At 41.1% G+C, this 15,612-nt stretch carries 16 protein-coding genes; 9 read left to right on the top strand and 7 right to left on the bottom strand.

Translation table 11 applies throughout. From position 1 onward, the window contains the following. Positions 1-166: 166 nt before the first annotated feature. Both P8596_RS13295 and P8596_RS13290 read left to right on the top strand, forming a co-directional pair. On the top strand, positions 167-1,042 hold the full coding sequence (locus P8596_RS13295) for a gamma-glutamylcyclotransferase family protein (protein ID WP_224519797.1): 876 nt from the start codon (positions 167-169) through the stop codon (positions 1,040-1,042). A 118-nt stretch (positions 1,043-1,160) separates the two neighbouring features. Further along, a complete protein-coding gene (locus P8596_RS13290) occupies positions 1,161-1,778 on the top strand; it encodes a DedA family protein (RefSeq protein ID WP_079531869.1) in 618 nt (205 codons plus the stop codon). A gap of 25 nt (positions 1,779-1,803) precedes the next feature. On the opposite strand, the gene P8596_RS13285 is transcribed toward P8596_RS13290, so the two are convergent. Then, a complete protein-coding gene (locus P8596_RS13285; protein ID WP_034758887.1) occupies positions 1,804-2,133 on the bottom strand; it encodes a hypothetical protein in 330 nt (109 codons plus the stop codon). Between the two features lie 209 nt (positions 2,134-2,342). Here P8596_RS13285 and P8596_RS13280 point away from each other — a divergent pair, with 209 nt between their 5' ends. The 5 genes from P8596_RS13280 to P8596_RS13260 all read left to right on the top strand — a co-directional run bounded on the left by P8596_RS13280 (position 2,343) and on the right by P8596_RS13260 (position 8,345). Beyond that, positions 2,343-2,546: a DUF6501 family protein gene (locus tag P8596_RS13280; RefSeq protein ID WP_079531868.1), complete on the top strand. Its 204-nt coding sequence runs from the start codon at positions 2,343-2,345 to the stop codon at positions 2,544-2,546. Between the two features lie 142 nt (positions 2,547-2,688). Next, complete coding sequence (locus tag P8596_RS13275; RefSeq protein WP_224519799.1) at positions 2,689-3,594, top strand: GNAT family N-acetyltransferase; 906 nt, start codon at positions 2,689-2,691, stop codon at positions 3,592-3,594. Positions 3,595-3,726: 132 nt separating this feature from the next. Beyond that, on the top strand, positions 3,727-4,608 hold the full coding sequence (locus P8596_RS13270) for an ATP-binding protein (RefSeq protein ID WP_224519801.1): 882 nt from the start codon (positions 3,727-3,729) through the stop codon (positions 4,606-4,608). A gap of 10 nt (positions 4,609-4,618) precedes the next feature. Next, positions 4,619-6,538 carry a vWA domain-containing protein gene (locus P8596_RS13265; RefSeq protein WP_224519802.1) on the top strand — a complete coding sequence of 640 codons (1,920 nt, stop codon included), beginning with the start codon at positions 4,619-4,621 and terminating at the stop codon, positions 6,536-6,538. Between the two features lie 232 nt (positions 6,539-6,770). Continuing rightward, positions 6,771-8,345, top strand: a complete 1,575-nt coding sequence (locus P8596_RS13260; RefSeq protein ID WP_224519803.1) for a cation:proton antiporter domain-containing protein — start codon at positions 6,771-6,773, stop codon at positions 8,343-8,345. A 151-nt stretch (positions 8,346-8,496) separates the two neighbouring features. Here P8596_RS13260 and P8596_RS13255 read toward each other — a convergent pair whose 3' ends face one another. From P8596_RS13255 to P8596_RS13245, 3 genes are all read right to left on the bottom strand, one after another. Further along, positions 8,497-9,804: an aldehyde dehydrogenase gene (locus P8596_RS13255; protein ID WP_279724116.1), complete on the bottom strand. Its 1,308-nt coding sequence runs from the start codon at positions 9,802-9,804 to the stop codon at positions 8,497-8,499. 281 nt (positions 9,805-10,085) lie between these two features. Beyond that, entirely contained in the window at positions 10,086-11,228 is a 1,143-nt protein-coding gene (locus P8596_RS13250; RefSeq protein ID WP_279724115.1) for a toxic anion resistance protein, read from the bottom strand. A gap of 14 nt (positions 11,229-11,242) precedes the next feature. After that, complete coding sequence (locus P8596_RS13245; protein ID WP_034758906.1) at positions 11,243-11,872, bottom strand: 5-bromo-4-chloroindolyl phosphate hydrolysis family protein; 630 nt, start codon at positions 11,870-11,872, stop codon at positions 11,243-11,245. Between the two features lie 259 nt (positions 11,873-12,131). Between P8596_RS13245 and P8596_RS13240 the strand changes: the two genes are divergently transcribed. After that, positions 12,132-13,292 carry a D-alanyl-D-alanine carboxypeptidase family protein gene (locus P8596_RS13240; protein WP_254651636.1) on the top strand — a complete coding sequence of 387 codons (1,161 nt, stop codon included), beginning with the start codon at positions 12,132-12,134 and terminating at the stop codon, positions 13,290-13,292. 43 nt (positions 13,293-13,335) lie between these two features. Here the strand turns inward: P8596_RS13240 and yidC are convergent, their stop codons facing one another. The 3 genes from yidC to P8596_RS13225 form a co-directional block, all read right to left on the bottom strand. Further along, entirely contained in the window at positions 13,336-14,097 is a 762-nt protein-coding gene (gene yidC, locus P8596_RS13235; protein WP_034758912.1) for a membrane protein insertase YidC, read from the bottom strand. Positions 14,098-14,129: 32 nt separating this feature from the next. Further along, positions 14,130-14,411: a hypothetical protein gene (locus P8596_RS13230; RefSeq protein ID WP_254651635.1), complete on the bottom strand. Its 282-nt coding sequence runs from the start codon at positions 14,409-14,411 to the stop codon at positions 14,130-14,132. Positions 14,412-14,631: 220 nt separating this feature from the next. After that, the gene (locus tag P8596_RS13225) at positions 14,632-15,087 is read right to left on the bottom strand and encodes a cupredoxin domain-containing protein (protein ID WP_224519809.1); all 456 of its coding nucleotides are present in this window, start codon (positions 15,085-15,087) and stop codon (positions 14,632-14,634) included. A gap of 161 nt (positions 15,088-15,248) precedes the next feature. Here P8596_RS13225 and P8596_RS13220 point away from each other — a divergent pair, with 161 nt between their 5' ends. Beyond that, complete coding sequence (locus tag P8596_RS13220) at positions 15,249-15,596, top strand: DUF1033 family protein (RefSeq protein ID WP_224519810.1); 348 nt, start codon at positions 15,249-15,251, stop codon at positions 15,594-15,596. The last annotated feature ends 16 nt before the right edge of the window (positions 15,597-15,612 follow it).

The raw sequence follows: 15,612 nt of genomic DNA, 5'->3' as shown, positions 1-15,612 counted from the left end.
AAAGGACATCTCTACCGTTATGGTGGAAATGTCCTTTTTTATGAATATTTGTATAAGGAAAGCAGAGGATACTGAAATTTGAAAGATCATTTGATAAAATATAATAAAGCTAGTTTAGTTGATTAACTGTAATGAAGTTATGTTAACAAGAGAAAGGGGTAACAGGGTGTACGTTTTTGTCTATGGTACGTTAAGAAGACACGAAAGTAATCATTCCTTACTAAAGGATGCTTCATTGGTCAGGGAACAAGCCTGGGTAGAAGGAATTCTATATGAAACGAATAAAGGTTATCCAGCCCTGAAAGAAGGCAATGGAACAGCCTATGGCGAAGTATATAAGATCGACTCCGACATCTTATTGAAGATCGATGAGCTTGAGGATTTTCTGGAAGATCGTGAAAAGAACCTATTTATCCGAAAACTTAAAGAAGTGGAAACAGACACCGGAACCCGGGAAGCATTTGTCTACTATTCCCAAGACAAAGCATTATTTCAAGAAGAAATTCCTTCAGGAGACTGGAAGGTTCATCAATTTCTTAAGGAAAAACCAGAAAGTACACTATATTTCGCATACGGATCCTGTATGGATGATGATCGATTTAAAAAAGCACAGGTGGATCACCATTTTAAGGATTGCCTTGGAGCGGGTGTATTGGAAGGATATACAATGAAATATCTCTTTCAGGTACATGATGGAGGCCGTGGAGATATTATTGAAGATGGAGGAACGATGGAAGGGGTTGTATATGATATCCCCAAAGAGGCTGTAGAGTACCTGTTTACAAGGGAGGGGGTCACCCCGGGTTGGTACAGGGCGGCTTTCATCGACTTACTGATAAACGGCAAAACGTATGAAGATGTACTGACCTTTATCGTAAAGGTGAAATACGATGAAACATGTCCTCCCGATCATTACGCCAGGGAAATCCTCAGGGGAAGCCTTCCACATGTAAGTCGGTCTTATCATGAAAAACTACAAAAACAGTTATTGGAAATAGGTATGACGAAAGATCAAGTGGAGAAGCTCCTTACGTTAAGTTAAGGTACGGGCGCTTCACGAATCATGAGTGGTTTTCGTCTTAATCCGATAGGGTATTTAATGAGTGACCAGGTGGGTTCAGGGAGAGACACAAAATGCATTGTGTGAAAAGAGGTGTGTGATGGACTTTTTACTTCATTTGGTCGATCAGTTTGGTTATATTGCCATGTTCCTATTCAGTTGGGTTGTGTTTGTTGGTTTACCGGTACCTAACGAACTGGCTGCCGCATTAGCCGGATATCTCTCTGAATGGAGACATTTTAATCCGTACACCTCTTTTTTGTTTATGTATAGTGGATTGATCTCCTATGGAATTTTTGCCTTCATGAATGGACGATATTTTGGCACTAAGCTAACATCCCGGATGAGGAATGGGAACAGATCCAAAAAGCTCATTGAAAACGGAGAAGCCTGGCTGAACAAATTTGGTCCATTGGCCATTTCATTCAGCTATTTTATACCCGGTATCAGGTTAGTCATGCCATATATTGCAGGGACAACAAGAGGGATCTCCTTCATGAAGTATCTTCTTTATGCCCTTCCATCAGCTTTCGTATGGGGAATCGTCTATTTTCAGATTGGACGGTACTTCCCTAAGAGCTTTCAGGTGCTGTTAGAGGAAATAAGCCTAAAAGCGGGGATCATTTTCGTCATTCTTTTTGTTACACTGATTATTTACGGACTCTTCTTCACTATGAAAAAAAAGCAACAGTTCAGCAAAGTAAGGTATCGGAAATAATAAAAGACTGATGGAGGTATTGTCATCAGCCTTGTTCATCGATCATGATTGTGAAATACTTTCCGAATATCCCTATCGCTTTAACCGTGATTCTGGAACCTTGCTCATCCTCATAGATCTTGCCGATCGTGTTAAACAGCAAGTACCCATTCTTAATATTTGATCCTGTTTCAATCAGGGTTGTATAGGAATTCCCCTCCATTTTTTTTGTGCAGGTTATGGAAGCGTGGCATTCGATATCGTATTCATTTAATAGCCAAGAGTAAAACTGTTCTTCATTCGGCCGGTGCGTGCTCATATAGAATAGTAGAAGGATGGAGAAAATCATCCCTATTCTGATTAATCCTTTTTTCACGAATATCGAACCTCTCCCAATATGTTATCTCCTATAATATACCATATAACGATTGTTCGGTGTGTCAAAATCCATAAAAAATCGACAAAAAACTATATAACGGGCGTCGGAGATCGGTTCAACAGAATTCCGGTTTAGATAGTAGTTGAACTAATGCGCCTGTAAGAATATACTAGTAGCATAGTTCCATTGAAAAGGAGGTTATCGACTTGATCCATAAAACTTGGACGGAGAATCATTCGAATAAAAAGATAAAGTGTGTACATACGGACGCAAAGAAATACACAGTTGCGAATGTCCTTACAGTTGGAAAAGAATATGAAGTGAAAAACGAATCAGAAGAATACTACTTTGTCATCGATGAAAGTGGCAAAATGGGAGGATTCTACAAAGAATACTTCGAAGAGGTCTAAACCATCCTCCAGCTGATTTTTTCCTGAACGGAAGAAATCAGCTTTTTTCATGTTAACTTAACGAAAGAAATATTCATGAACTTCATATTAATATTGCATTGTTCAAAGTGCTTGAAAATCGGGATGGATGGGGGGACGAGAAATGAAGAAATCTTTTAGTAAACGGGTGGTTACTCTACAGGACATGTCATCACTGAAAGAATTATTTATGAACTATGAACGGAAGGCATTTGGAGAAAGGCAAACGAGCGAAGAAGAAATACAAGAGATGGTGGAATCGATTCCGGAAACGGATCGCATAGGTCTTTGGCATAATGGGGAATTGGCTGCCCTCTCCATTTTGACTGAAAAAGATCATCGCCTGCCCTCTTTAATTCTTGCTAAACCAAATGAACATATGGATCATTATATAAAGGAAATGGTAAAAGAATTAGTATCATCGGCTAGAACCCGGAAAATGATGAATGGTGAAAACAAAACGATCATCTTATCTGCAAATCTTGAAGTAGAGAAAAAGACTCTCGAACAATGTGGGTTTACGGCAACCCGCTTCTGGTTTCAGATGAAAAAGGATCTTGAAGATTTGACGAATTCCTCCATTCCTTCTTCTTATCAGATAACAAGTTTCAATCCCGATACTGAAACTCATTGTCTTCATGAACTGTTCGAAGAGGTTTTTTCGGACCATTTTGATTATCACCCGACTGAATTGGAAGAATTCAAGAAGCGTTTTCTTCGTCCTACATTCGATCCTACTCTTTGGTACCTATTGAAAGAAGAAGACCATCTTATTGGATTTATCCTTTGTACTGTCAATGAAGAGACCAGGATGGGGGAAATCACTCATCTGGGTATACAGAGAAACGTGCGTCGCAGGGGACTTGCCCATCATTTACTTCATTACGCCTTCCACAAGCTGAAAGAACGCGGGATGAAAACTGCAGCCCTATCCGTAGACAGCGACAGCTACACCGATGCTACAATTGTCTATCAAAAAGCCGGCATGTATGTCTATAGGGGATTCACCAGATATGATTTGAACATATAAAAGTTTATCACACCCGGAAAAGGGTGTTTTTTTCTTGATCTGCCGAAATAATAAATGTGTGCAGACCCTTTGCAGTGTAAGCGCTATTACATGTAGAATGACTAGTATGTGAATTGGAAAGGATGTCAAAGCATGAATTTGGAAAGAGAACTACCGGAATCGGTCACTCGTATAATAAATGAAAGAAAACAAGCATTCGCTCGTACTGAGAACCACTCATTGATCGGGGAAGGGGGATATACGGCAAGTGAAGATTACATCATTGAGGACAGCATCATCTCCCTTTCCCTGGGGAAAAACCTTCTCCTTAAAGGACCTACGGGGTCTGGGAAAACAAAGCTTTCCGATACATTATCATCGATTTTTTCTCAGCCGATGCACAGTATCAACTGCTCTGTTGATCTCGATGCAGAAGCATTATTAGGATATAAAACGATCAGCGAAAAGGATGGGAAAAATACCATCGATTTCATTGAAGGACCTGTGATTCAAGCAATGAAAAATGGTCACCTGCTCTATATCGACGAAATCAATATGGCCAAACCTGAAACATTGCCGATTTTAAACGGTGTGTTGGATTATAGAAGAAGTATTACAAACCCATTTACAGGTGAAGTCGTGAAAGCTGCTCCCTCATTTGGTGTTGTAGCCGCTATCAATGAAGGGTATGTAGGTACGGTTCCGTTAAATGAGGCCCTTAAAAATCGCTTTGTCGTCATAGACGTACCTTATATTGAAGGGGATACGCTGAAGAGTGTCATTGAAAGTCAGAGTAATCTTGTGGATGACAAGCTCATCTCCCAATTTGTAAATTTGTCTTCGGATTTATTGATCCAGGTGAAAAATGGACAAATTTCAGAAGAAGCAGCATCGATCCGTGCTCTCCTTGATGCCTGTGACTTGGCTCTGTATCTCCCTGCCAAACGTGCGATACAGAGGGGAATTGTTGATAAGCTTGAAGATGAACGTGAGAAAGCGGCTATTTTGAATATAGCAGAAACCTTATTTGAATGAGGGATTTGTAATGCACCGATTTATTCAATTTAATGATGAAAATATTGATTCATTTTTAGTGATGGAAATGGCTGATCTTACAAAGACACTGTCTAAGAATGGGGATATGAACCTGAAATATGGTCCATTTTCTTATTTGGACTATAAAGAGGAAACGGTCTATGTCAGTCATTTCTGGGATCATCGAAAAAGAGATGATGAAGTCCATGGGTTGAAAAGTGATATCTACTTGAGGACCATCGGTAACCTCCATGAGACCGTGAAAGAAGATGTGATAAATTACATTGAAAAAGTAAAAAATACTTCGGTCCCCCGATTTGCAAAGCAATTATTTGTCATCGGGGAAGAGATACGATTAGAGGAAATTTGTAAATCCAAACGCCCGGGCACCAAGAAATCATTTGGCACGAGAAGAACATTATACCGTCAGCACTTTGAAGCCCAGCTTAAAGTGAATTTGACGAAAAGCGTGTTTACAGATGCTCTGTTCAATTCGGTTTACCTTCTTCTTCACGCCCAATCCCCGTTGGAACAACCGGTGAAGATCAATGAGGATATCGACCTGGCCATGCCGTTTATCCATGGCCAGATTACCCGGTTTTATGAGACCCGTCAGACGAAGGATGTCGTGAGGGTAGCTTTGGAGATTGTAGAGGTTGTGGATGAAATTGTTCAAAAAGATATGTTGAATGAATACTTCCATCTGCCTGAGGACGTCTATGAGATAGAAAAAACGTCCGGTGAAACATTTGACGATCTAAAAAGGAAAGACCCTCTGGAGAATCAGGATGTACTGGAAGAAGAAAGCACAGGGGAAGAAGAGATCATGGATGAAGAATTCCGTACATGGCACAGGGAAACAAGTGACAAAGGAGAATCATTCCTGCAGTTCGATCTGGATCAAGGTTCGCAATCCGACCTCATGGGAGAAGGTGTACGTGAAGGAGATGATGGTGATCAGGCGTTGGCAATGGTTCAAGGCTCTATGCAGGAGACAGAACGGGAGCAGTACCATGATGTGAAAGCCGAGGAGCAGGAGAGGGAAGATTCAGCAGGGGGAGAAAGTGAGTATGGAAAGGACAATCGATTCGCCATACCTCACTTTCTTACCCCGTCTGTTCCCACTTCTGAAGAAAAGCTAAAGTATAGTCAGAACAAAGCAATGGTAGCGCCGTTTCAAAAAAAGCTTCAGAAGATGATTGAGAAAACACTGGAACATAAGCGTATACAACCGCGCAGCGATCTGCATTTCGGCAGATTGAACAACAAGTTATTACGGTTCATAACAGACGATAATCCAAGACTTTTTTACAAAAAGCAGAATCCTTCCTCAGAGATAGACGCAGTGTTTTCTCTATTGGTCGATTGTTCAGGCTCCATGTATGACAAAATGGATCAGACGAAGCTCGGTATCACGTTGTTTCATGAGTCGTTAAAATCAGTCAGGGTCCCACATGAAGTCGTCGGCTTCTGGGAAGACACGAATCGTGCGTCCAAGACCAGTCAGCCGAATTACTTAAATCCTGTGCTCGATTTCTATACTTCACTGAAACCAGGCAGTGGTTCTGAAATCATGCAGCTCCAGCCGGAAGAAGACAATCGGGATGGTTTTGCGATTCGTTTGATGACAGAAAGAATTCTGATGCGGAATGAAAAACAAAAATTCCTTCTTGTTTTCTCAGATGGTGAGCCTGCAGCCATGGAGTACGAACAAAATGGAATTGTCGATACCCACGAAGCCGTTCTGGATGCAAGGAAAAAGGGAATTGAAGTTATCAACGTCTTTTTATCAAACGGTGAAATCGATGAATCCCAAAGAAAAACCATCCAAAATATTTATGGGAATTACAGCATCCTTGTTTCAGATGTGGAAGAACTCCCGGAAGTATTATTTCCTTTACTTAGAAAGCTCCTATATAAGAGTATTTAATTGATAAAATGACGACTACCAGGTTACGCTGTAGTCGTCATTTTTTTGCGTTTCCTTGTTATCCTTTTTCAATGTATGGAATGTATTTTAATATCCAAGGAAATTTCTGTATACTAAAGGAAGATGAGTGTAGGTTTCTGTTAAGAATTGGTGGGAAGATGAGTCTTGGGTAGGTTAGTAAATAAATAAGATAGGGAAATGATAATAGTGTACAAGGGAGGAGGAGACATTTATGGGAGAGCTGGATATGCATCATATTTTCGAACTCGGTCTTATATTAGTCATGATTGCAGCCGGTATTACGGCGATATCTAAGAAATTCAAGCAGCCCTATCCGATTGCCCTCGTGATCGTTGGAGCGTTGATCGGGTTATTCAATATACCTGTATTGGAGCCGCTTAAGGCTTTCATTACAGAAGGTGAAGTCTTTAATTTCGTCATTATCACCTTGTTTTTACCAGCTCTTTTGGGAGAAGCGGCATTGAAGCTACCCTATTCCCATCTAAGGGCCAATAAAGAACCGATCATCGCATTAGCTTTCGGTGGAACGTTGATTTCATTTTTAATCGTCGGTTTTTCAGCGTATTATTTCTTTGATTTCTCTATTCAGGCAGCTTTTGTATTCGGAGCCCTGATGAGTGCAACGGATCCTGTCAGTGTATTAAGCATTTTCAAGAGTGTTGGCGTTAAGAAGAGATTGGCCGTTGTGATTGAAGGCGAAAGCTTATTCAATGATGGTCTAGCTGTTGTATTATTCAATATTTCCGCCTTTTATCTTGTGTCATATATCGATGCTGGATGGGCGGGCCTTGGGAGCGGTTTGTGGGAGTTCATCAGGGTGGTCTCATTGGGACTGATCATCGGTGGTTCCCTGGGGTATGCCTTTTCGATTTTAACGAAGTACTACGATGATTATCCACTTGAAATCATTTTTAGTGTCATCCTATTTTACGGTTCCTTCCTTCTTGCGGAAAGTGTTCATGCTTCAGGAGTCATCGCCGTGGTCATTGCAGCACTGATTTTTGGGAATTTCGGCGGGAAGATCGGAATGAGTCCCACTACCAAGTTGAATATCAACAGTTTTTGGGATGTGGCAGCATTACTAGCGAATTCTTTGGTTTTCCTAATGGTCGGTCTTGAGATAACAAGGATCGACCTCCTCGAGAAATGGCCATACATATTCGCAGCCATACTTGTCGTATTAGTGGCAAGGAGTATAGCCGTTTATACAAGCTTGTCCCTTATCGGGAACTTCCCGCATATGTGGAAGCACATATTGAATTGGGGAGGATTGAAAGGATCTCTCTCGATTGCTCTTGTACTGAGTCTGCCACGGGACTTCCCAGGCAGGGAGGACGTGTTGATCCTTGGCTTTAGTGTTGTCTTATTCAGCCTGGTTGTCCAGGGACTTACCATCAAACCGTTAATCAATGTATTGGGCATTAAGCCGAAAGAGGAAGGAAATGAGGAATTCGAGAAATTACTTAGTCAGCTTCATCGTTATGAAATGGCGATATCAGAGATTCATCGTGTGAAACAAAAGCTCTACATCACTGACCCAATTTCGAAGGAGCTCATTGATACATACGAAAAAAGAATCGATATGCTGAAAGCACAATTGGATGACTTATTTGAACGCAACCCGGTTCTTAAAGAAAAACAGCTCTCTACACTTAGAAAACACGCCATGTATGCAGAATATGAGGCGGTTGCAAAGCTAGAAAAAGAAGAAATCATCAGTAGTGCCATTGCGGAGAATGAATATGACAGTATTACGGACAACATCGTGCATAACGAGGAGAAATAAATCAAATTACGTGGATAAAAGGATTTCCCGGCATAAGTAGTAAGGGACCATGGGCTCTTAAAAGATGAAGAGCCCATGGTCCCTTTATTGCTATCGAAAGAATGAATCTCCAGTCTTACCAAGATGAAGCAAAATCATAAAGGTAACATGATCATTTAAGATTCTCACGTTTCAAGATGCTCTTGAAATGTGAGAATGTATCGAAACTTGCTTTACCATGATACGCACCCATTCCGCTGGCGCCAACCCCACCAAAAGGAAGATAGTGAGATGTCATGTGGTTGATTGTATCATTGATCGCGCCGCCTCCAAATGAGATATTGGTCAATATTTCATCCTGAAGGGTTTCATTTTCAGAGAAAAGATAAAGTGCCAACGGCTTCGGACGCTTCACAATTTGATCAATCACTTCAGAAGTGTCTTCATATTCAATGATCGGGAGGATCGGTCCGAAAATTTCATCCTGCATGATCGGATCTTCCCATGAAATCGAATCAAGAATCGTCGGTTCAATGACGAGATTTTCACGGTCTGAGGCTCCACCGGTAACAATGCTCCCATTGTCCAGAAAGCTTTTCAGGCGATCAAAATGCCTTGTGCTAACAATGTGGCCAAAATCTGGGTTATGAATGATATCGTCCCCGTAACTGGCATGGATGGCTACTTTGAGTTTTTCCAACAGCTCGTTCTTTACTTCAGGATGGACGAGAACATAATCCGGAGCGACACATGTTTGACCCGCATTCGCAAATTTCCCTCTTGCAATTCGTTTCGCCGCTTCATCAATGTCCGCATCTGAATGTACAATTGTAGGACTTTTACCACCAAGTTCAAGCGTCACGGGTGTTAAATGCTTGGCTGCAGCTTCAGCCACGATTTTCCCGACACCCGTGCTTCCTGTGAAGAAAATGTAATCGAAATTTTCCTTGAGCAATGCTGTGCTTGTTTCAACTTCTCCTTCGACGACATGTAGATACTCTTCCTGGAAGTGGTCATTGATCATGCCTGCAAGCAGTCTTGAAGTGTTCGGGGTCAATTCCGATGGTTTCAGGACAGCGGTATTGCCGGCAGCGATCGCTCCAACAAGGGGTGCCACGGCAAGTTGGAATGGATAGTTCCATGGAGCGATGACAAGGATCGATCCATAGGGCTCTGGATAAATAAAGCTCTTTGCCCCTGAATGTGTATCAGGTGTTTGAACTTCCCCAGGTGACGCCCATCCAGTAAGATTCTCTAAGGTGAAGTCGATCTCACCAAGAACAAGGCTGATTTCTGCCCGCTTAGCTTCAATTTCGGACTTATTCAAATCTTCCTTTACAGCATAGATTATGTCATGTTCATGCGTTTGGATAAGATCCTTTAACTTAGTCAAAGCTTCTATCCTGAAGTTGGTATCCTTTGTAATACCAGTACGAAAGAATGTTTGCTGTTTATGGATAAGTTCTTGGTAGTTTTCCATATTAAAAACTCCTCTTCTCTTTGATGAATAGTAACACTTATGCTTTTCCCGTATTGTACCCATATACTCTTGGGAACTTTTTCTTGTGTTTCAATAAAATTGTGTGCAATTTATTGAGGTATCAATTATTTGCATGTGGAGAATGATAGTATAATCAAATCAGATATGCAAGGTATATGATTCAGGAATCGAAAGACGAAGAATATAATGCTGGGATAAATGAAAGGCCATTTCCACGATAGATTCGCAGGAATGGCCAGTGCTCATATTTATTAATTTGGTTACTTTCTGATTTCGATGAGTTTTTGTTTCAAATCATTTTCCATTGTGACCATTTCCTGTTCGGCCTGTTGTCGCTTTTGTCTGCCTTCCGCCTGGATGGCCAAGGTTTCTTCAATGGTGGAGATCAGGTTTTCCTGGGTTTTCTTGAGGGTGTCGATATCTATGATTCCCCGTTCGTTTTCTTTAGCGGTCTCGATGCTGTTTGTTTTGAGCATCTCGGAATTCTTTAATAGCAGCTCGTTAGTCGTGCGTGATACCTGCTTTTGAGCGGCTACAGCCTTCTGTTGATTCAGAAGGGTCAGGGCGATGGCGATTTGATTCTTCCAAAGAGGAATCGCTGTAAGGACAGAAGCTTGAATTTTTTCTGCCAATGCCTGATTTGTATTTTGTATCAAACGGATTTGAGGGGCGGACTGAATCGTCATTTGTCTGCTCAGCTTTAAATCATGGATTCGTTTATCCAATCGATCAAGGAACTGCATGGTATCATTGACTTCCTGGTAGATCAGCTCATCATCGGTTTCTTCTGCTTTCTTACGCAAAGAGGGGAGGAGATTGTGGTGGATTTCTTCCCGTTTGATTTCAGCAGCGGCAATATACATATTAAGGGCTTGAAAATAGTCTTTATTTTTTTCATATAAGGTTTCCAATAATCGGTTATCGTCAAGCAGGGTCTTTTTCGAATGCTCGAGTCTGACTGAAATCCGATCAATCTGAGATCCGATTTTTTGGTATTTAGAAAGCACTTCCTGTAAAGAGGATGAAACTTTTCGAAAAAGCTTTTTAAATACGCCTTTTTGTTTCGTATTAAGCTCATCGGGATTCATTTGCTCGAGCTTCTTCATTAAATCGCCTAACACGTCACCGATCGGTCCGATATCCCGTTTTTGCACATGATCCAACATCGAATGTGAGAATGTCGACAGTTGGGTCTGAGCCGCTGTTCCATATTTTAGAATGGCTTCATAGTCCTTGTAGTCGATTTGTGCTGCTAATTGTTTGGCTTTTTCCTGCTGTTCCTTTGGCAAACGGTCAAGTAACAGGGGGGACTTTGTTTGTTCGTTCACCGCAGGGATTTCTTCCCCGAACGGGTTTGAAAGCAATAAATCCAGTTCTGATTGTTCATTTCGTTGTTCCATCATAAAACCTCCGACATTTATTTGAGATCTTTTTTGTGCGATAAATGCTGATTGGCGAAATTCAGTTCAAATTGCAGGTGATCCATGTCATCAGCCAGGACTTTCTGTAAATCATTTTCCAAAGAACCTGTTAAATCGTCCAGTGTCGTACGGGTTTGCTGGAGAGACAGGAAGGTTTCTTTATTTTTACCAGGCTGGGAAGCCAGGAACGTATACTTCTCGGTAATTTCCACGACAGAATCTAAATGGTAGAAGAAGAAGGACTCAGCTGAAAAAAATCTCTTGGGTTCTTTTCTTACAAGTTGATAAATTCTTCGGCTTAATCGGTTGATCTCAAGGATTTGCTTGAAAGCTCCAAGCGATCTTACCCTTAACTGCTGACGTTGCAGCCGTTTTACCTTTTCTTTTGCTTCCTTTAAATTTCTGTTTATATATCGAAACTCCTGTCCGGAAAGACCATTTTTATTCAACCACCATTTTTTTTGAAGAGCCTTAACGACCATGAAAAAGAGTACCCCGGTACCTACACCCGATAAGAGTGTAAGAGGAAATCCCATGTCAAAGAGGAGTAAGTAAGCGATAAAACTGCTGGTCCCCATACTGAAAGAGATGACCGCCCTTAATAAAAATTGCAGAAATGTGTTCATTTCATCTACCCCTTAATAAAGATGCTTATCTTACTTACGGTTCATTGTGTAAAAGGTTTCATATTCATACTCTCATTTTAGTGGAAACGGAGGGAAAATGGAAATAAAGTATCAGTGATGGAAGAAAAATCGGGGAGATTTGTAAGGAATTAGCATCATTCTTTCAATTTCTTAACATTTATTAATGGAGTGATTATAGGAAATCTTTTTTTGGTAGAATGGGGAAGTGAGACCAATGACAAGACAGGTGTGTGGATATATGAAAAAGGTTATTGTGCTGATCTTACTTTGCTTCATAACCCCAAGTGTTTCAGCTCAACAAAATGGAGTAAAAAAACCAGGACATATTTATAGTGATTCGGCTATTATAATAGATTCTAAAACCGGGAGTATCCTGTACTCTAAAAATGGTACTAAACGAATGAACCCTGCAAGTATTACAAAAATTGCCACAGCGATTTATGCAATTCAGCATAGCGATCTCCGTGATCAGGTGAAAATCAGTGAGAAGGCAAGCCGTACCGAGGGTTCTACTGTGTATTTAGCTCCCGGTGAAACATTGAGTATGGAGCAGCTGCTTCAAGGATTGATGGTGAACTCAGGGAATGATGCCGCCGTTGCCATCGCTGAACATACAGAAGGATCTGTAAAAACGTTTGTCGATAAATTGAATCTCTTTCTTAAGGAGGAAGTGGGGGTCCGGGATACACATTTTGAAAATCCTCATGGACTTTATGGAAAAAATCATTATACAACCGCCTATGATATGGCTAAAATCACAAGCTACGCGTTACAGGATGAACAATTTAGAGAGTTATTTGATATAGACTCCCTGGACTGGAAGGCTGAAGGGTGGAATACCACCCTATATAATCATCACAAGATGGTGAAAGGGGAAATCCCCTATCCTGAAGTGACGGGAGGTAAGAATGGGTTTATAGACGAATCCCGTCACACCTTGGTGACGTCAGCGGAAAATGATAAACTTTCCATCGTGGTCGTCACGATGAAGGCACAGTCCAAAAGGGCCATTTATTCGGATACGAGGAAACTGCTTGATTATGGGTTGAATCAGTTTGAAAGGAATTATATCCCTAAAGAGACCGTATTCCAATTGGACGGCACTTCTTATGATTTGAAAAAGGATATTCCATTTACTCAGCCTGTAGACGGGAAGATCACTCAGAAGCTTGCCGCAAGTGGGGAGTTGACTCTTTATAACCAGGATCATGAAGAAATGCTGTCAACCACTTTGACACCGGTGAAAGGAACACCTGTAACCCACACCGAAGCAGTTGCTTCGAGTGAGCACAAAGGGCAGTTTTCCGAGCAACTTTTATTTTACCCGTTTATCATTTACATGGCCCTTCTATTCATTGCAGGGGTGTCCGTGTTTCGGCCAGGGTCTTTAAATAAGTAAGAGTTGAATATAGAACAAAAGGGAGCCGGCCGGCTCCCTTTTGTTATTGACTTTCCTGTTTTTCTAATGCTGGCTGCTGATGGTAAAGGGTCTTGCCGATCAGGGTCTGCAAGATGAGGAATGCGCCTCCGACCGTCCAATATAATGGAAGTGCAGCAGGTGCGTTCAGTGAAAAGATGAAGATCATGACCGGGGACAGAAGCCCCATTATTTTCATCTGTGCCTGCTGCTCTGCAGGGATGTTCATCAAGGAAACGCGTGATTGGGCCAAGTACACAACCCCGGCAATAATCGCCATGATATGGTCCGGTTGTCCAAGGTTGAACCATAGGAAAGAGTGACTGGCAATCTCTGAAGATGAACGGATGGCATAATAGAGTCCAATCAGGATGGGCGTCTGGATCAATAAAGGCAAACATCCCATATTGAGAGGATTTACACCGTTTTTTTGATAGAGCATCATCAATTCCTGCTGAAGCTTTTTCTGCTCTTCTTTATCCTTCGTTTCTTTAATCTTCTTTTGGATCGCAGACATCTCGGGTTTGATCAACGCCATTTTCCCTTTCATATCCTGCTGATTCTTATACGTTTTAAGCATAAAAGGCAGAAGAACAAGACGAATAAGAAGGGTGATCACAATAATGGCCACGCCAAAATTCCCGCCAAGGAAGGTTCCTATTTCATGGATGAGAAATGAAAATGGATTGACAAGATAATCATGAAAGAATGCCCCTTCAGTGGTAGCAGACTGGCATCCGGTCAATGTTAATAATAGTAAAACGAAAATGAATGAAATTTTTTTCAATGTTTTTCCTCCTCTGTATATATGCTTTTCTTTTACATATATACAGAAGAGGATTCTTCATCATTATCAGTATGATAGAATTGAAACTTCATACAGGTTGTAAACCAGACCCTGACAGGTAAGGCCTCATTTTCCGCAACCTCGCTGACAATGAGGTTGTTTCCTTCCAGTTTTTTATCATAATATTGTGTATAGAGATGGAATGGTGATGGACACCGATCCCAGATCAATGCCAGTATGAATAAAAATACGATACTGACATGCAAAGGACTTAAGTAAAAATCCAATAAGTCTTGTAAAATAATGTATGTCAATGGAGAAGACTCCTTTTACTATTCTAGTTGCATCCATAATAGATGAAAGAACATTTTATCACATTTACAGTATACTGCGAAACCCGGATAGAATCCATGGTAATTGTTTATACGATTTTGTGAACAATTGGTTTCATTGAAAAAAATGTATTTGAGAGCAAGTTAAAAGGTCTCTAAGTGACAAACCACTTTAGAGACCTCTCATTTCAGTGATATTCCGCTAATCGACAACGATATACGCAATCATCGGACCGTTATTCTCGATGGTTTCATGCATTTCACAAATAAGCCTGTACGTTCCTTCTTTTGAAAAAGTTACATCTACAACGGTTTCTTTCCCTTTTTTTACAGTACCTTTAATATCCGTGCCCTCGATGTAAAATGGGTGTTCCATGCCGTTCACTCCGTAAATGCGCAGTTCGACCTCTTTGCCTTTTTCCACCACAATCGTCCCGGGGTCCCAACGATATGCTTCGATTTCCTTGCCGTCGGCTGTCTTCGATTTGAATTCACCGGTTACAAGCTGAATGACTTGTTTTTCTCCTGTTTTCTCCGATAGCGACACTGTCGGGTATGAGTTTTTCGAAGATAGAGACCAAATCGTCCCGACAGTAATCACCAGGATTGTCACCAGTATGGCAATGATGGAACCTTTCTTCAAAACAATGAAATTCAAATGATTTCCCTCCTCGGTCAGAAAGCATAGTACTTTTCTATTAAACCTATGCTTGTACGGCAGGGAACTTGTCAATAATTTTATAGAGGGAAAAGTTAAATATTTTTCTTTCCGGTCCATTTTATGTACAATTTGGACATGGTAGCAAGGAGGGTGAAGCATTGAATACTACATGGAGAGTTATAACGACGAAAAGTGATGCAGAGCCATGGTGGTTCTTTGAAGGCTGGGAAAAGGATATCAGGAGAGATTGGACGTTTGATAGCAGGGAAGAAGCCGTTGAAACCTTTTTAACGGAACTGAAACGATTCAGTGAACGTTATCCAAAGGCAAAGACGAAGAAGTTTCACTCCATAGCATTCTGGGATCCGGAAGAGGTGTATTTTTGCGAAGCGTGTGATGATGATCTTCAGGTCTATTACGGTTTGGTCATCTTTGAGAACGATCAGCCGATGGAAATCAAGGATGACTTGATCATCACGGAAATCACCGATAGAATGGAACAATAGGTCTATCCGATGTTGG

The organism is Rossellomorea sp. DA94, from assembly GCF_029834455.1.
Classification (GTDB): Bacteria; Bacillota; Bacilli; order Bacillales; family Bacillaceae_B; genus Rossellomorea; species Rossellomorea vietnamensis.
Note: the sequence above shows the minus strand (reverse complement) of the source record. Positions and strands in the feature narration are given on the sequence as shown.